Raw genomic sequence first — 16,617 nt, 5'->3', positions numbered from 1 at the left:
TCAAGCGTTTAACTTGACCCTCCCGTGTGGCGCATGCGCAAGGTCGGGCTGAAATTGGCCAGACGAAAGATGTGTTATGCAGACCCAGAGGCTAGACGGGCTCGACATCGCCAAGGGCATTGCCATCATTCTCGTCGTCTATGGCCATGTGATGCGCGGGTTGCAGGTGGCCGGGCTCATCTCCTTCGACGGTGTCTGGGGCTATGTCGATTACCTCGTCTACACCGTCCATATGCCTGTTTTCTTCGTCGTCTCAGGCTTTCTCTACGAAGGCGGGCGGCAACGGGAGCCTGCCGATGGGGAGGCAGATCGTCGTGACGGGATGACTGGCGCCGCCGCGCGCCCGTTCTGGAAGCCGAAGCTCGTGACCCTGGCCTGGCCCTATGTGCTGTGGTCGACCGTGCATCTGACCGCACAGGCGATCATGAGCGGGTCGGGCGTGGTCAATCGCGATGCCAGCATCGGCCGGCTTGCCTCGATCGGCTGGGATCCGGTTTCACCCTTCTGGTTTCTCTATGCCTTGTTCATTGCTTTTGCCGCAAGCTATCTGCTGCAGCGTTACCCTGCGCGGCTGGTGGCGCTGATTGCCTTTGCGCTGCTGATCGCGGTACACCGTTTGCCGGTGCCCGGTATCGTCATCGACCTCTTTTACGGCCTGGTCTATTTCTCGATCGGACGGCTGGTGTGTGCCGAGCGGCTGGCCGGGCCGCTGCGCTCAGCGGTGATGCTGGGTCTTGCGACAGCGGGTTTTGTGGTCGCCGGCAGCATTGCCTATCGGTATGCGCTCGACGTGCGGCTGGCGACGGTCGGGACGTTATGCGGGCTGATTGCCTTCTTCATGCTGTCGACGATCCTGGCGCATTCGCCACTTCGCCGGCCGCTGGTGGTGCTCGGGCGCTGCACCATGGGCATCTATGTCATGCATATCCTTGTGATTGCGACCGTTCGGGCCATCGGGCTGAAACTGCTGCATCTCGATCTCACGGCCGTGATCTTCGTCTGTATTGCCCTTGCCGTGGCGCTGCCGCTGTTTGCTCAGGTGATCGCCAACCGGCTCGGCGTCGCCCGTTTCATCGGGCTGCAGACCAAGCTCGACGACGTTCTGTGGCGGCGGCGTCGGGGGGCGATCGCGGGGGAGTAAGCCTGGTTGTGCGCGCGGGTATCCGGCGGACGTCAGCGCCATTCGTGTAGTCTTGCGCCCATCAGTGGACGGCTTGTGACCAGGGGCAGGGTTTTGCCTGCCTCGTCAGCATAGGCCAGCGCTTCCGCCTGGTCGTTGAAGCCGATGAAGATCATCGACAGGGTTTTTGCCTTCGGCGCGCCCTTCTTGCGGTAGGCGAATTTGACGGCGCAATGAGGATAGGCTTCATCCAGCACAAGGCCTTCGGGCAGGGCATTGGAGAGTGCCAGATGGGCGCTGAGGCCGAGGAAGCGGTCGATGGCAGCGAAGGCGGTCGATTCCGGCAGCTTCCTGTTTTCGCTGGTCTTCGGCGGACGGCCCCAGAAGAGGCTGTCGACGAGGCCCATCGTCCGCTTCGATTGAAGCACCACCAGCCCTCCGGCTGCGATCAGCTCCAGATGCGCGTCCCAGGTCTGGAAGCGCTCCGGCGCCTGATGCAGCTCCGTGAGGAGGTCGCGAAGTTCGGTGGTCAGGTCGTTCTGCAGGGCCGGGGTCATAGAGGTCTCTTGGCTGTGCGTAAGCGGCGTGGGTGGGCGCCTCCTAGCATGGCGAGTGACATGTGCCTATGGCCGATGGTCGGGTTCAAGAAGGGGGAGCCCGGCCATGGATCAGGCGCGTTTCACTGCGGGAGGCGGTGGCTCCAGCCGTTCCTTCAACATGGCAAGCGACATGGGTTTGCCGATCAGATAACCCTGCAGCAGTTCGCAACCGGCATCGCGGGCGAAATGGGCCTGCTCATCTGTCTCGATACCTTCGGCGGTGACAGGAATGTCCAGGGCTGCGGCAAGCTGGATGGTGGCCCGGAGGATGGCGTCATTGCCGCCCGAGATCAGCGAGCGGTCGATCTTGACCTTGTCGAAGCCGAACTGTCGGAGCGTGCCGATGCTGGCATGGCCGGTGCCGAAATCGTCCATGGCGAAGCGCACGCCGATCGCATGCAGCGCGGTGATCGAGCGCTGTGCCCTGTCGGGCTTCGAAATGAACACGCCTTCGGTGACCTCGAGGATGAGGCGGTGGGGATCGAAGTTCTGGCTCGTCAGGAGATGCTTGATCTCGTCGGCGAAATTGGGGTTGCAGAGCTGCAAGGGCGAGACGTTGAGCGAAAGATCGAGCTCCGGCCAGTCGCGCACCGCCTGTAGCGCCGTCTGAAAGACCTTGTGCGACAACTGATCGATGAGGCCCGAGCGTTCGGCGAGCGGAATGAACACCTCGGGGCTCACGGGGCCGGTCGGCGGGCTCCAGCGGGCGAGAGCCTCGACGCCGATGATCTTGCCCGAGGCAGCCGCGGTCAGCGGCTGGAAGACGACGCCGATCTCGTCATTGCCGATGGCGGCCTTCAGGCGCCGCTCCGCATCCGCCATGTTTTCCCGTTCGAGATCGAGTTCGAGGCAATAGGCTGAGGTCTGGCCACGGCCGCTTTCTTTGGCATGATAGAGGGCCACATCGGCGCGGCGCACGACTTCCAGCGCCGGCTGGTCTGCCGTGAGAGCGGTGAAGCCGACACTGGCGCCCACCTCGACCGTGCGGCCTTCAATCGCGAAGGGCTGCTTCAGCAGATGGACAATGCGGCTTCCAACGGCCTCGGCATCGACCTCGTCCGGATGGATGAGCGCGAATTCGTCGCCGCCCATGCGGGCAATGGCAAAGACCCGTTCGTGCACGGCGCCGAGCGTCTGGCCGACCAGGCGAATGAGTTGATCGCCGACGGCATGGCCCCAGGCATCGTTGACGGCCTTGAAGCCATCGAGATCGATCAGGTGCACGATGCTGCCTGCCGGCGCGTGCGTGATCGCGTGGATGAAGCCGGCGCGGTTGAGCAGGCCCGTCAGTTGGTCGTGGGTCGCCTCGCGGGTTGCTTTCGCGGCGCGCGCGCTTTCCCGGCGCAATTCCAGGCGTGAGTGAAAGATCACCAGCATCACGAAGATGGCAAAGAGAATGGCGAGGATGACGAGCTGCGGAAAGACGCGGCTATAGACCGCCGTGCCCGGCTCGAGTTTCGGCCAGTTGAGATGGCCCAGTTCCGCGCCATCCGTGGCGAGGAGCGCAAAATCGAGCTGGCCTGCCAGCCGATCCTTTCCGAGTGTCAGACCCTTCACCTGAAAATCATCCGCGATGGTGCCGATATAATCCGGCGTCAGCGTCTTGAAGAAGGTGAGGGTGTAGAGCGGGGTTGGCGGCTTGCCATAATAGGGCTGGATTGCCAGCGTCGAGGCCATGGTGATCTCGCCGGACAAAGCAAAAAAGCCGACATGAGCATTGGTCGAGGGATGGCTGGAGGCGTCGCTCGCCTGATCGGCGAAATTCGGGCCGAATGCCTTGAGGGCATCGAAGGCCTTGCCCTTCAGATAGGCCGAGACCTGCCGGCCCTTGGGATCGAGGACCACGACCCCATCGTAAAGCGGATAATCCTCGCTGGTCGTGCCCCAGTTATCATCGATCCAGGCCTGCGTTTCCGCAGAGCCGACCGCCGCATAGGCATCGTCCCAGATCGCGTTGTCCCGCACCGTGACGGACATGCGCTTCTTGATCGACGAGACGGCGGAGGCGACGGCATCGAGCGAGCGGTTTTCATCAATGCTGTTGGCGGCATCGCGCATGGTGATGACGACATTGGCCGACAGCGCCGCGATTGCGGCCAGAATTGCCAGCACGCTGATCGCCGCCATTACGACCTGGCGCGCCTGACGGGGCGGCGAAATATCATTTGCCATGGATGCAACCAGACCATTCGGGAGCCATTGAATGTCCTTTTCGGACGGCAGGAGACATTATGTCCGCAAAATGCGCTGCAGAGCATACTTTAACAGGAAATGCTTTCGGAATGGTGTTGGTCGGGGTGTGGGATTTGGGGTGGTCGTTGTGGATTAGGGTGTTTCAGACGTATATTGTGGTCTCTGGTGGTCACTTTATGAGGTGTCGCGATGTCCAGCATCGGTTTGAAGGAAGCCAAGGCCGGGCTCTCGGGGCTGGTCGATGACGCAGCCTCCGGCGAATTCGTCACCATCACCAGACATGGCAAGCCGGCTGCGGTGCTGGTCAGCGTCGAGGCGGCGGAGGCAGCCAGGCGGGCGCTCGCCAAGGACCGGCCCAGCCTTGTGGCACATCTCAAACTGTTTCCCGCCGATGTGGATCTCGATGACGAAGTCTTTGCGCGGAACCGTCAGCCGTCGCGCGAGATCGAGGTATGAGCGGCTATCTCCTCGATACGGATGTGCTGTCGCTGCTTTCACCGGGGCGACCTGATGTGCCCGAGAGGTTTGAGGCCTGGGTGGAGGCGCAGGATCGGGCGGGGCAGATCTACCTGTCGGCAGTGTCGATCCACGAGATTGAGAAGGGTATCCGACGGCTGGAGGCGAAGGGCCACGTTCAGAGGGCGCGGGCGCTGGAGGCCTGGGTGCGGCCGCTGGTGATACGGCTCGGGAGTTTCATTCTGCCCGTGGATGCCGAGGTGGCGCGGGTATCGGGTGCGCTCGAAGCGAAGTCCATCGCAGAGGGTGCCAACCCGGGTGCTTCGGATGCGATGATTGCCGGGACTGCGGCGTTTCACGGGTTGACCGTGGTGACGCGGAATCTGCGGCATTTTCGGGCGTTTGGGATTGGGCTGATGGGGGTGGGTGAGCATGGCAAGCCATAGCTGTTCTAAGATTGAACAGGCCTCTCTGCTGAAATTCTATGACTGTGTACATCTCTATGAGTAGCTACTTCACATTGCTCGATTTGCGCTTAGGCAATAGGAATTCTCGCGCTTAGGCTGCGCAATTGCTGCGTTATCGTTTAACTGTTCAGAGCTCGGCGGGGGTAAAGGTAATGACGGTTAACATAAGCCAGGAGGTCGCAGACCGCCTAGTGAATGCCCCTTCAGAAGGTCTGAATGTAGAGATAAAGCGTTGGATCGATCCTACACAACCTGCTGGAATTGCGAAGATAGCGATCGCGTGCATGGCCCTTCGTAATCGTGACGGCGGATATCTAGTCATTGGGCTGGACGATGAAACTCTTGAGCCTGTGGATCAAGGTAAGCCTCACGATGTCAGGACTGCGTTCCACCTCGATCTAGTGCAGCAAATTGTCTCGAAGTACGCATCAGTGCCGTTTGAGGTTGCTGTCGGCTTTGGCACACGCGACAATCAGGAGTTCCCAGTGATCGCCGTAGGAAGTGGGGTACGCTCGCCCGTTGCAGCATCCAAGGAGCTTTCACATGAAGGAAAAACGCTGATAAGACAACACGCAGTCTATTTTCGAACTCTTAACGCAAGCGGGGTGCCGAGTTCGTCTCCAGCCCGGTATTCCGATTGGGCTGATATTGTCGATATCTGCTTTGAGAACAGAGAGGCAGATATAGGCCGATTCTTGCGGCGCCATATTGGTGTAGACGGCACCGCGTCGTTCACGGCGCTTCTAACTGAGAAATCAAGTCCGGCGCTTCGCGAAAGGACACTCAAGGCCATCGAGCAGCACATAGAGCGCATGAAGGAAGGCTTGGCCGCCAGGGGTGCGGGCATCCTTCAAGCCAAAAACGGCTGGTGGAGTGTGTTGCTGAAATTTGACCCGCCTCTGCCTGATAACATTTCTGCGAGAGATTTCCTCCGAACAATTGGATCAGCGAACCCTCAATATACCGGGTGGCCAGTCTGGCTCGATTCAAGCGGTTTTACGAACAAAAATGATCGGCCGACACTGGTGGATAAGGTCTGGCAGGCGGCAATTATCGATACCGGTGATAGCTGGAGCCGGCATGCGGACTTCTATCGATTTGACCGGTCCGGAGAGTTCTTTCTTTGGCGAGTTCTTCAGGATGATTTAAGCGACAAGATCGAGCCCGGAAAGTATCTGGATCCTGGCTTGATGATGTATCGTGTTCTTGAGACGCTCGCTGTTGGCTTGGCATTCTGCAAAGCGCTTGCACCCAGTCAGGAAACCACATTGGCGTTCGCATTCCGATGGTCAAATTTACAGCCTAGGGAATTAGATTCATGGGCGGATCGCAACCGCTACTTCTCACCTCGCGGTACAGCTATGGGTAACGAGGCGGAAGGATACATTGAGATGGCTGCTGATACTCCACCTGAGGCTCTTGTCTCCTACGCCCAAGTGGTCACCAGAGATTTGTTTGAGCTTTGGGATGGCTGGCAGTATCCGACGAAAGCGATAGAGCAGCAGCTTGAACGCTTACTCAAGCGAAATTTATAGGGGCGTCAAAATCAAGTTTGCTGATACTGTTGCAAGCTAACGTGCATATGAGTTTTACACTCTCGACCTCGCCCCCTGCCGCTGGCGGCAGTAGATCCTCGGGACTGCGCCCGAGGATGACGACCGTGGAGGCTTTTGCTCCAACGAAGAACCCCGCCGAATTTCTCCGGCGGGGTCCGCATTACCTCAATCCTCAAGCGGCTACCCCCGCTCTTAGAACTCCACGGCCCGGTCGCCGTTCTCGTCCTGAATGCGGGTCGGCAGGCCGATCTTGTTCAGGAGGTTGATGAAGGGCTTGGGCGGCAGTTCTTCGACGTTCGCCATCTTCTTCACGTCCCATTCGCCGGTTGCGACCAGCATGGCGGCTGCGACCGGGGGGACGCCCGCCGTGTAGGAGATGCCCTGGCTGCCCACTTCGTTATAGGCTTCCTTGTGGTCGGCGACGTTGTAGAGGAAGACAGTCTTTTCCTTGCCGTCCTTGAAGCCCTTCACGTAGTCGCCGATGCAGGTCTTGCCTTCGTAGTTGGGGGCAAGCGAGGCAGGGTCGGGCAGGCAGGCCTTGACGACCTTGAGCGGGACCACTTCGGAACCGTCGGCAAGCTTGACCGGCTGTTCGGACAGAAGGCCGATCGACTTCAGCACGGTGAAGACGTTGATGTAGTGATCGCCAAAGCCCATCCAGAAGCGCACGTCGGCGCCGTCCATGTTCTTGGCCAGCGAATGCACTTCGTCATGGCCGCAGAGATAGGCGCGGCGGGTGCCGACGACCGGCAGGTCGTAGTCCTTGCCGATCTCGAACATCTTGTTGACCTTCCATTCGCCACCCTGCCAGGAATAGACAACGCCGGTGAACTCACGGAAGTTGATTTCCGGGTCGAAATTGGTGGCGAAGTATTTGCCGTGGCTGCCGGCATTGATGTCGACGATGTCGACGTCGGTCACCTTGTCGAGATATTCGTCCTTGGCGAGACGCGCATAGGCGTTGACGACGCCCGGATCGAAGCCGGCGCCGAGGATGGCGGTGATGCCCTTTTCCTCGCATTCGGCGGCACGCTTCCACTCGTAGTTTCCGTACCACGGCGGGGTTTCGCAGATCTTGTTCGGCTCTTCATGGATCGCGGTGTCGATATAGGCGACGCCGGTGTCCATGCAGGCGCGCAGCACCGACATGTTGAGGAAGGCGGTGCCAACATTGATGACGATCTCGGTGCCGAGCTTCTTGATGAGCGCCTTGGTGGCTTCGATGTCCAGCGCATCGAGCGCATGGGCTTCGAGAACGCCCGGCTGCTTCATCGCCTTCTTCTCGTGCACGGAAGCGATGATGGCGTCGCACTTTGCCTTGGTGCGCGAAGCGATATGGATGTCGCCGAGCACGTCGTTGTTCTGCGCGCATTTGTGGGCGACCACCTGGGCGACGCCGCCGGCGCCGATGATGAGCACGTTCTTTTTCATTGGGGGACCAACTCCTATGTCCAATCGTCAGAACCCGTTCCTGAGGGAGTTCAGGACAGGCTTGTTTCGTAGTCCGTGTAGTCGAACTCACGGACCGTCCTGAGGCTGCCATCCAGTTCGCGGATGGCGATTGCCGGCATTTGCACGCCGTTAAACCAGTTTTTCTTGACCATCGTGTAGCCGGCGGTGTCCTGCAGCGAGATGCGATCGCCGATGTTCAATTCCTGTTCGAAATTGAACTCGCCGAAGATATCGCCCGCGAGGCAGGACTTGCCGCAGACCTGGTACCGGTGCGGTCCCTGGTTGGGGTGGACCTTCGCGCTTTCCCGGTAGATCAGGAGATCGAGGAGATGCGCTTCGATGGAGGAATCCACCACGACAAGATCCTTGCCGTTGTAAAGCTTGTCGAGCACGGTGACTTCGAGCGTGGTCGACTTGGTGATCGAGGCTTCGCCGGGCTCCAGATAGACCTGGACGCCGAACTCGCCGGAGAAGCGCTTGAGGCGCTCGGCGAATTTTTCCAGCGGATAGTTTTCGCCGGTGAAATGGATGCCGCCGCCGAGCGAGACCCAGTCGGCCTTCTTCAACAAAGGGCCGAACTTCTGCTCGATCTCGCCCAGCATACGGTCGAAGAGGTCGAAATCGCCGTTTTCGCAGTTGTTGTGGATCATGAAGCCGGAAATCATGTCCATGACCGGCTCGACCTTTTTCAGGTCCCATTCGCCCAGCCGCGAGAAGGGGCGGGCGGGGTCGGCCAGATCGAAGCTCGAGGAGGAGACGCCGGGGTTCAGGCGCAGGCCGCGGATGCTGCCGGACGACTGCTTTTCGAAGCGGGTCAGCTGGCCGATCGAGTTGAAGATGATCTTGTCGGCATGGGAGACGACTTCGTCTATCTCGTAATCGGCGTAAGCCACGGAATAGGCATGGGTTTCCTTGCCGAAACGCTCATGGCCGAGGCGGACTTCGTTGAGCGAGGAGGAGGTCGTGCCGTCCATATAGTCGCGCATGAAATCGAATACCGACCAGGTGGCGAAACACTTGAGCGCCAGAAGCGCCTTCGCGCCGGAGAGTTCGCGCAAGGTCGCGATCTTCTCCATGTTCTGCAGGAGCTTCGACTTGTCGATCAGGTAATAGGGAGTCTGGATCAAGGCTCTATCCTTCGTGAACCCAGCCATGTCTGGCGGAAGTGAACGGGACGCCCCGAATGCGTCGGGGGGTCCCTTAGGCAAAAGGGGGGTAAAAGGCAAGCGGAAGGTCGGGCTTTTCAGCGTTCTGCCGAGGAGATGCCCGAACATGGTGAAACCTGCATGACAGGGATCCGTAGCGGTCGAAGGCTCCGGCGCCGATGGCGCGACAGGCGGCGCAACCAGGGCGGGCCGGCCCCCGGCGTACCGCAGCTGGCCTCATATGGCTTGCATTTCGGGTGTGGGACGCGGAAGCTCTGCGCCATCATCCATGCTTCCCCAGTCAGAGCCCCATCATGCTGAAAGACTTTTCTCCCCAGGCCGCCTTCATGGGCGTGCTCGTCGCCTTTGTCGGTTTCGCCAGTTCCTTTGCCGTCGTGCTGCAGGGGCTGAAGGGCGTCGGCGCCACGGATTACGAGGCGGCGTCCGGGCTGATGGCGCTGTCGGTCGCCATGGGGATTTGCGGGATCGTCTTGAGTGTCTGGACGAGGCTGCCGGTCTCGGTCGCTTGGTCGACGCCCGGGGCGGCGCTGATGGCGACGGCTGGCATTCCCGTCGGTGGGTTTCCGGCTGCGGTCGGGGCGTTTCTCGTCTGCGCGGCGCTGATCGTGCTCGCCGGCCTCATCCGGCCGTTCGGGCGGGCGGTGGCGGCAATTCCGGCGCCGATTGCCAATGCGATGCTGGCGGGGGTGATCCTCAATCTCTGCTTTGCGCCGTTCAAGGCCGTGGCCTTCGATCCGCTGCTCGGGCTGCCCATTCTCGTGGTCTGGGCCGTGGTCGCGGCCTTCAAGCGGCTCTATGCGGTGCCGGCGGCGCTTTTGACCTTTGTGGTCGTGATCGTCTTCGGGGTCGATCTGCCCGAGGGCGCGATGGCGAGCTGGGCGGCGTCGCTTGCACCGCCGGTGGAGTTCGTCACGCCCGAATTCACGCTGCCGACGCTGGTGTCGATCGCGCTGCCGCTGTTCATCGTCACCATGGCATCGCAGAATATTCCGGGGATCGCGATCCTGAAGGTCAACAAATACGAGCCGCAGCCGGGGCCGATGTTTGCGGTGACCGGTGTATTCTCGGCGCTCTCCGCACCGTTCGGCGGCCATGCGGTGAACCTCGCGGCGATCACGGCGGCGATGTGTGCGGGGGAGGATGCGCATGCCGATCCGAAGCGGCGCTATTGGGCGGCGATCATTGCCGGGATCGGCTATGTGCTCCTGGGGCTTGCGGCCGGTGCCGTCACCGGTTTCGTCTCGCTGGCGCCGCCTATCCTCATCCAGTCCGTCGCGGGCCTGGCACTGATCGGGGCGTTTTCGGGGTCCTCGGTTGCGGCGTTTCAGGTGCCGGAGACGCGGGAGGCGGCGGCTGTAACGTTCCTCGTGACGGCGTCGGGGATTTCGATCCTGGGGATCTCAGGGGCTTTCTGGGGGCTGATTGCCGGGGTGGCGATGCTGGGGCTGGTCAAGCTTGCCAAGGTCAGGGCATGAAGCGGCCACGCATCCGGGCCGTACTCTTTGCCCTCACTGCCGGGTTCTTCGGCTATGTCTTCTACATGCGCTACTGGATCTGGCGGGACTGCATCGCGGCCTCGCAATCGAGCTGTCTGACGGCTGACGGCAGCAACGTTACCGATGGCGGAATGGTCTGGGGCGTTATCGCGCTCGGCTTTGCCGCCGCTGCTCTCATCGCTCAGTTCGGGCGGCGCTGATCGGCGTGTGCTTCGTCTGGCGCAATCGCCATGGTTGCGCTACGTTGTACCATGGAGTTCGAATTCGATCCGGCGAAAAGTGAGGCGAACAAGGGGAAGCACGGAATCGATTTCGTGGCTGCGCAGGAGTTGTGGTATGATTTCTTCGCGGTGGATGTGGATGCTGGACATCCGGCGGAAGCACGGCGGATCCGTGTAGGTCGGATCGCCGGTATTTTATGGACAGGTGTCTATGTTCTACGAAACGAGCGCGTTCGGATCATCTCCGTCCGCCGGGCGCGAATTCAGGAGAAGCGTCGCTATGAAGACAATCAGCGCTGAAGAGTTCGACCGCAAGTTCGATGATGGTGAGGATATCAGCGAATACGTCGACTGGAGCAAGGCGACGCGCCCCAATCTCGAGCCTGTTGCATTAACCGTCACCATTATGCGCGGGACGAAGCTCAGGCTTGAGCGTCAGGCGAAGGAACTCGGTGTATCCGTGGATTCCCTACTTGAAGATTGGCTCCGCGAGAAACTGGATGCTGCGAGGCCATCCGCCGCTGAATAACACCCTTGCGCGATTCATTCCTTCGCGTTATTCCTCCTCTCATGACGACCAACGGCACGACCATTGCTGCGACTGAGATGACGGCCCGCTTTGCGGCCGGCTTCGTCGCGTCGGTGCCAAACTCGCTTCTTCTTCTCGGCCTTATCCGCGGTTGCCGGGTCCGTTGAGGAGCGCCCGGCGGCCGGGTCAGCCGTTTGGCGATTGCTCCTCGAAAACTCCCTAATCCAGATCAGTAATTCCCTGAACAGGGTTCGTTCGGACGTGTCAAAGCCAGGCTGATTTGCTATCAGCAGCGCACGCCGACGAGGACGAGAAGAGACGAAGACGATGATTTTGAAGACCCATACCGTCAAGCAGGGCATGCCGGACGCTTCGCAGAAGTACCGCCCCTATCCGCAGATCGATATTGCCGATCGCACCTGGCCATCGAAGGTGATCGACAAGGCGCCGATCTGGTGTTCCGTCGACCTGCGCGACGGCAACCAGTCGCTGGTCAACCCGATGGGCCATGACCGCAAGGCCCGGATGTTCCAGCTCTTGCTCGACATGGGCTTCAAGGAAATCGAGATCGGCTTCCCGTCCGCGTCGCAGACCGATTTCGACTTTGCCCGCTGGTGTGTGGAAGAGGGCGGCGTTCCCGCCGATGTTTCGTTGCAGGTGCTGGTGCAGTGCCGGCCGGAGCTGATCACGCGGACCTTCGAGGCGCTGGAAGGAGCCCATCAGCCGATTATCCATTTCTACAATTCCACATCCGAACTGCAGCGCCGCGTGGTGTTCGGCAAGGATGTCGCTGGCATCAAGCATATCGCTGTCGACGCAGCGAAGATGATCATGGACATGTCGGCCAAGGCCGGTGGCGGTTATCGCTTCGAATACTCGCCGGAGAGCTTCACCGGCACGGAGCTGGACGTGGCGCTGGAGATCTGCAACGCCGTCATTGCCGAGGTAAAGCCGACGGCTGATAACAAGCTGATCCTCAACCTGCCCTCGACCGTCGAAATGGCGACGCCGAACATCTATGCCGACCAGATCGAGTGGATGTGCCGCAACATCGACAGCCGTGAGAACGTCATCATCTCTCTGCATCCGCACAACGACCGGGGCACGGGCATTGCCGCAACGGAACTGGGCCTGATGGCCGGTGCCGACCGCGTCGAGGGGACGCTGTTCGGCAATGGCGAGCGCACCGGCAATGTCGACGTCGTGACGCTGGCGCTGAACATGTATACGCAGGGTCTGGATCCGAAACTGGATTGCACCGATATCGAGCGGATCAAGGCGGTCTACGAATATTCCAACGAGATGGTCATTCCCGAGCGCCATCCTTATGTCGGTGAGCTGGTCTACACGGCGTTTTCCGGCTCGCACCAGGATGCGATCAACAAGGGGATGAAGGCGATCCGCCAGGCGAATTCGCCGCTGTGGGAAGTGCCTTACCTGCCGATCGATCCGCAGGATGTGGGCCGCACCTATGAGGCAATCATCCGGATCAACTCGCAGTCGGGCAAGGGCGGGATCGCCTATATCCTGCAAGAGGACTATGGCATCAACCTGCCGCGCAACCTGCAGGTGGAGTTCCGCGAGGACATTCAGCGGATCACCGACGAGGAAGGCAGGGAACTGCCGTCGAAGAAGATCTACGAGCGTTTCATCGAGCGTTATGTCGAGCAGCCTAAGGCGCGGATCAAGTTCGTCGACCATCACACCTATCCGGCGGGCTCCGACCAGAAGGGTATCCGGATCGTGGCTGCCGAGATCACCGACAAGGGTGAGACGAAGCGGATCGAGGGCAAGGGAACGGGTCCGATCGACGGCTTCGTCAACGCGCTGTCGACCTATCTCGGCATCGATCTCTCGGTGCAGGATTATTCCGAGCATTCGCTGCAGCACGGGTCCAATGCGGCTGCGATTGCCTATGTCGAGATGGCACATGCGGGCGGCAAGCTGTTCGGCGCCGGCATCAACACCAATATCGTGACGGCCTCGCTGGAAGCCATCGTCTCGGCGGCCAACCGGGTGCTCGAAACCCAGGCCAAGGCCTAAACGTCATGACGCTCTTCGCCGAGGTTCGACATCCGTCCTCGGCGAAGGCCCCGCTCGTGCTCCTGCATGGCTTTGGCGGGATCGGCGCTCTCTGGGCGCCGGTCATCGACCGGCTCGATGATGATCAGCCGCTTATCATCTACGATCTTCCAGGGCACGGGGGCTCGCTCGATGCCGATGGTGTCGGGCATGCCGGCGTGATGGCCAAGGTCATTCTAGCCGACCTCAATCGGCGTGGATTATCCTCCTTTCATCTTTGCGGCCACTCCATGGGTGGCGCAGTCGCGAGCCTTGTTGCGCTCAGGACCGCTACCCGCGTGCGCTCGCTGACGCTTCTCGCCCCTGGCGGCTTCGGCTTCGAGATCGATCATCTGGCCTTGCGGCGGTATGCGGTGGCGGCGGAGGTCGGTGAGCTCGCGACGGCGCTTGCGGTGATGACGGCACCGGGGCATGTGGCGGAACGATCCGGTCTTGAACGGCTTGCCGCAACGCGCCAGGCACCCGGCGCCGTGGATCGGCTGCTGGCCATTCTCGCCTCCTTCCTCGTCGAGCGCGATGGTCGGACGGGGCAGGGGACGTTGCCGCTTGCACCTTTAGATGGTCTTGGAGTTTCGACGCGGCTCTTGTGGGGAACGGCAGATCCGATCCTGCCGGTCTCACAAGCAGAGAACATCTGGCCGAAGTCCGAGGTGACGCTGATCGAGGGAGCCGGCCATATTCTTATCGAGGAGGCGCGGGATCAGGCGGCGGCGGCGCTTAATGCCGCTCTGGCTGAAGGCTGAGCCTCAGCGGCCCATCAGGCGTTCGCTGTGATCGAGCTTCAGCGGCGCGTCTTCGCTCTCGATTTTGAAGCGCTGCCAGTCGAGCTTCCATTTTCCCGCCTCGCCATCAATCGAGAAGAGATTATAACCCGCTGCCGGTTTCTTGGCGCCCGGGCCCTGGCTTGCGGAGGCGATGCCGACGACGGGGATGTGTTTCTCCCGGTCTGCCAGCCAGTTCAGCGTGTTGAGATGGGTGTGGCCATGGAGCACGAGTTCAGCACCACCGGTGCGGATGGCGGCGGCAAAACGGCGGATGCCGATCATGCGCTTGTGCTGGGCAGCCGCCCCTCGGATCGGCGGGTGATGGATCATCACCACGCGAAACAGGCCTTCCTCTCCGGCCGCCTTCAACAGGCCTGCCGTTTCGCGGGCCTGACGACCGCTGAAATAGCCCTGGGCGGAGAAGGGCGGGGTGGCGATCGAGGTGGAACAGCCGATGATGGCAATCGGCCCACGGCGGCGGATATAGGGGAAAAGCTTGTAATGGTCCTGATGGATCAGAGGATCGTCGTCGCCGCGCATGTAGTCGTACCAGGCCTGAACCGCCCGATCATGCGCGCCCGGCACATAGGCGTCGTGGTTGCCCGGGACGACAGAGGTGTCGAGGGGCGTGCCCGCGAGCTTCAGCCATTCCGCGACGAGACGGATTTCCAGTTTAGAGGCAAGGTTGACGAGGTCGCCGGTGATCGCGAGATGATCGGGTCTGGCCTCGTGAAGGCTGTCGAGAACCATTTCCAGAGCATTGGGGAAAAGATGCTTGCGGCGGTTTCGGTGCCAGTTCACATAGCCTGTGATGCGCTTGGATGCGAGTTCCCGGATCGTCAGGTTCGGCAGGGGGCCGAGATGAACATCGGATATATGCGCGAGCTTGAACATGGCGCTTCTCTTAGCGAGGCCGCGAATGAGGGGCAAGGGAAATGACACCAGCCGATGACCGGAGCGCAAGACCCGATGGGGAAAGGCTGCGATGGGGGAAGAGGTTCCTTGTGCGACTTCTGCATGTCTATTTTGCCATGAGCCGCGGGATGACGCTGGGTGTCCGCGCCGCCTGCTTTGATGCTGAGGGTCGCGTGTTTCTGGTGCGACATACCTATGTGCCGGGTTGGCATTTGCCAGGCGGTGGCGTGGAGCGCGGCGAGACGGCGCTTGCAGCGCTGGTGAAGGAGTTGCGTGAAGAGGGCAATCTGGAAATGACCGGGCCGCCCAGCCTCGTCCAGGTCTATTTCAATGGCCGGATCAGTGGGCGCGACCATGTGCTGCTCTACCGCGTGGATGCCGCGCAGACGGCACCGCGTGGCGCCGACCGGGAGATTGCCGAATGCGGCTTCTTTGATCTGGCCCATCTGCCGGAAACCACTACGGAAGCGACACGGCGACGCCTCGCCGAATTGACCGGCGAGGCGGAGTTGTCGACTTACTGGTAGCGATCAGGCGCCGAGGCGTTCGCGGTCGTGAGGGGCCGTGAGGTTGAGCTGCGGTCCGACGGGCACGACCCCGGTCGGGTTGATCATGGTGTGGCTGCGATAATAGTGATGCTTGATGTGGCGCATCTCGACCGTTTCGGCCACACCCGGCGTCTGGTAGAGATCGCGCAGATAGGCCGAGAGTGCCGGATAGTCTGCGATGCGGCGGATGTTGCACTTGAAGTGGCCGACATAGACCGGGTCAAAGCGAACTAGTGTGGTGAACAGCCGCCAGTCCGCTTCGGTGACGCGGGCACCGAAGAGATAGCGCCGGTCGGTCAAGCGTTCTTCCAGCCAGTCGAGCGTCTCGAACAGCGGATAGACGGCGCTCTCGTATGCTTCCTGCGTGGTCGCGAAACCGGCCTTGTAAACACCGTTGTTGACTGTGTCGTAGATGCGCGTGTTGATCTCGTCGATCTCTACGTGGAGATCTTGCGGGTGCATGTCGAGCGTGGAACCGGTCAATCCGTCAAAAGCCGAATTGAACATGCGGATGATTTCGGAGCTCTCGTTCGAGACGATCGTGTTCGTCTGCTTGTCCCACAGCACCGGAACCGTGACGCGGCCGGAAAAGGTCGGGGCGGCCTTAACATAGACCTGCCAGAGGAAATCCGAGCCGAAGAGGTGGTCGATGGTGGCACCCTCGCGGTCGTGAAATTCCCAGCCGTTGGACAGCATCAAGGGATCGACGACCGAAACCGTGATCAGGTCTTTGAGGCCCTTCAATGCCCTGAAGATCAGCGTGCGATGCGCCCAGGGGCAGGCATAGGAGACATAGAGATGGTAGCGGCCGGCCTCGGCCTTGAAGCCGCCTGTGCCGGTTGGACCCGGTGCGCCATCCGCCGTCACCCAGTTGCGGAAGCTCGCATCCGCCCGCTTGAAATGGCCCGAGGTCGACTTCGTATCGTACCAGACGTCCTGCCAGATGCCGTCCACCAGCCTGCCCATGACGTGTTCCTTTCGATGTTTCTCACTTGCTGGGGAAGATACGGCACACGGCTGCGATTGCGAGGGGCGATGCTATGAACAGTGCGT

17 protein-coding genes are annotated in these 16,617 nt (G+C 60.9%); 11 read left to right on the top strand and 6 right to left on the bottom strand.

Annotated features, from left to right (window positions below):
• Nucleotides 1–76 precede the first annotated feature (76 nt).
• A complete protein-coding gene (locus FJQ55_RS12925) occupies nucleotides 77–1,141 on the top strand; it encodes an acyltransferase family protein (protein WP_140828430.1) in 1,065 nt (354 codons plus the stop codon).
• Between the two features lie 32 nt (nucleotides 1,142–1,173).
• On the opposite strand, the gene FJQ55_RS12920 is transcribed toward FJQ55_RS12925, so the two are convergent.
• The gene (locus tag FJQ55_RS12920; protein ID WP_140828428.1) at nucleotides 1,174–1,677 is read right to left on the bottom strand and encodes a hypothetical protein; all 504 of its coding nucleotides are present in this window, start codon (nucleotides 1,675–1,677) and stop codon (nucleotides 1,174–1,176) included.
• Nucleotides 1,678–1,788: 111 nt separating this feature from the next.
• The gene (locus FJQ55_RS12915) at nucleotides 1,789–3,891 is read right to left on the bottom strand and encodes a bifunctional diguanylate cyclase/phosphodiesterase (protein ID WP_140828426.1); all 2,103 of its coding nucleotides are present in this window, start codon (nucleotides 3,889–3,891) and stop codon (nucleotides 1,789–1,791) included.
• Between the two features lie 210 nt (nucleotides 3,892–4,101).
• Between FJQ55_RS12915 and FJQ55_RS12910 the strand changes: the two genes are divergently transcribed.
• The 3 genes from FJQ55_RS12910 to FJQ55_RS12900 all read left to right on the top strand — a co-directional run bounded on the left by FJQ55_RS12910 (nucleotide 4,102) and on the right by FJQ55_RS12900 (nucleotide 6,370).
• Nucleotides 4,102–4,368, top strand: a complete 267-nt coding sequence (locus FJQ55_RS12910) for a type II toxin-antitoxin system Phd/YefM family antitoxin (protein ID WP_140828424.1) — start codon at nucleotides 4,102–4,104, stop codon at nucleotides 4,366–4,368.
• Entirely contained in the window at nucleotides 4,365–4,814 is a 450-nt protein-coding gene (locus tag FJQ55_RS12905; RefSeq protein WP_140828422.1) for a type II toxin-antitoxin system VapC family toxin, read from the top strand. The genes FJQ55_RS12910 and FJQ55_RS12905 overlap by 4 nt, the downstream gene beginning before the upstream one ends.
• 173 nt (nucleotides 4,815–4,987) lie before the next feature.
• On the top strand, nucleotides 4,988–6,370 hold the full coding sequence (locus FJQ55_RS12900; protein ID WP_140828419.1) for an AlbA family DNA-binding domain-containing protein: 1,383 nt from the start codon (nucleotides 4,988–4,990) through the stop codon (nucleotides 6,368–6,370).
• A gap of 213 nt (nucleotides 6,371–6,583) precedes the next feature.
• On the opposite strand, the gene FJQ55_RS12895 is transcribed toward FJQ55_RS12900, so the two are convergent.
• A complete protein-coding gene (locus tag FJQ55_RS12895; protein WP_140828417.1) occupies nucleotides 6,584–7,822 on the bottom strand; it encodes a saccharopine dehydrogenase family protein in 1,239 nt (412 codons plus the stop codon).
• Nucleotides 7,823–7,872: 50 nt separating this feature from the next.
• On the bottom strand, nucleotides 7,873–8,970 hold the full coding sequence (locus FJQ55_RS12890; protein ID WP_140828415.1) for a carboxynorspermidine decarboxylase: 1,098 nt from the start codon (nucleotides 8,968–8,970) through the stop codon (nucleotides 7,873–7,875).
• A 332-nt stretch (nucleotides 8,971–9,302) separates the two neighbouring features.
• Here FJQ55_RS12890 and FJQ55_RS12885 point away from each other — a divergent pair, with 332 nt between their 5' ends.
• The 6 genes from FJQ55_RS12885 (at nucleotide 9,303) to FJQ55_RS12860 (ending at nucleotide 14,080) form a co-directional block, all read left to right on the top strand.
• Nucleotides 9,303–10,484: a benzoate/H(+) symporter BenE family transporter gene (locus FJQ55_RS12885; RefSeq protein ID WP_140828412.1), complete on the top strand. Its 1,182-nt coding sequence runs from the start codon at nucleotides 9,303–9,305 to the stop codon at nucleotides 10,482–10,484.
• Nucleotides 10,481–10,705 (top strand): hypothetical protein, encoded by a 225-nt coding sequence (locus FJQ55_RS12880; RefSeq protein ID WP_140828410.1) that lies wholly within the window; start codon nucleotides 10,481–10,483, stop codon nucleotides 10,703–10,705. Before FJQ55_RS12885 ends, FJQ55_RS12880 begins: the two co-directional genes overlap by 4 nt.
• A 51-nt stretch (nucleotides 10,706–10,756) precedes the next feature.
• The gene (locus tag FJQ55_RS12875; protein WP_140828408.1) at nucleotides 10,757–11,026 is read left to right on the top strand and encodes a BrnT family toxin; all 270 of its coding nucleotides are present in this window, start codon (nucleotides 10,757–10,759) and stop codon (nucleotides 11,024–11,026) included.
• Nucleotides 11,007–11,255 carry a type II toxin-antitoxin system BrnA family antitoxin gene (gene brnA, locus FJQ55_RS12870; RefSeq protein WP_140828406.1) on the top strand — a complete coding sequence of 83 codons (249 nt, stop codon included), beginning with the start codon at nucleotides 11,007–11,009 and terminating at the stop codon, nucleotides 11,253–11,255. The genes FJQ55_RS12875 and brnA overlap by 20 nt, the downstream gene beginning before the upstream one ends.
• 327 nt (nucleotides 11,256–11,582) lie before the next feature.
• Nucleotides 11,583–13,298 carry a 2-isopropylmalate synthase gene (gene leuA, locus FJQ55_RS12865; protein WP_140828404.1) on the top strand — a complete coding sequence of 572 codons (1,716 nt, stop codon included), beginning with the start codon at nucleotides 11,583–11,585 and terminating at the stop codon, nucleotides 13,296–13,298.
• Nucleotides 13,299–13,303: 5 nt separating this feature from the next.
• Nucleotides 13,304–14,080, top strand: a complete 777-nt coding sequence (locus tag FJQ55_RS12860) for an alpha/beta fold hydrolase (RefSeq protein WP_140828402.1) — start codon at nucleotides 13,304–13,306, stop codon at nucleotides 14,078–14,080.
• A gap of 3 nt (nucleotides 14,081–14,083) precedes the next feature.
• On the opposite strand, the gene FJQ55_RS12855 is transcribed toward FJQ55_RS12860, so the two are convergent.
• Nucleotides 14,084–14,995 carry a metallophosphoesterase family protein gene (locus FJQ55_RS12855; protein ID WP_140828400.1) on the bottom strand — a complete coding sequence of 304 codons (912 nt, stop codon included), beginning with the start codon at nucleotides 14,993–14,995 and terminating at the stop codon, nucleotides 14,084–14,086.
• A gap of 110 nt (nucleotides 14,996–15,105) precedes the next feature.
• Here FJQ55_RS12855 and FJQ55_RS12850 point away from each other — a divergent pair, with 110 nt between their 5' ends.
• Nucleotides 15,106–15,543, top strand: a complete 438-nt coding sequence (locus FJQ55_RS12850) for an NUDIX domain-containing protein (RefSeq protein WP_425467517.1) — start codon at nucleotides 15,106–15,108, stop codon at nucleotides 15,541–15,543.
• A 3-nt stretch (nucleotides 15,544–15,546) separates the two neighbouring features.
• Here the strand turns inward: FJQ55_RS12850 and FJQ55_RS12845 are convergent, their stop codons facing one another.
• Nucleotides 15,547–16,530, bottom strand: a complete 984-nt coding sequence (locus FJQ55_RS12845) for a glutathione S-transferase family protein (RefSeq protein WP_140828398.1) — start codon at nucleotides 16,528–16,530, stop codon at nucleotides 15,547–15,549.
• Nucleotides 16,531–16,617: the final 87 nt, after the last annotated feature.

The sequence above is a fragment of the Rhizobium glycinendophyticum genome, from assembly GCF_006443685.1.
Lineage (GTDB): Bacteria > Pseudomonadota > Alphaproteobacteria > Rhizobiales > Rhizobiaceae > Allorhizobium > Allorhizobium glycinendophyticum.
The sequence above is the reverse complement of the archived record's forward strand: the minus strand, read 5'-3'. Positions and strand labels throughout refer to the sequence as shown.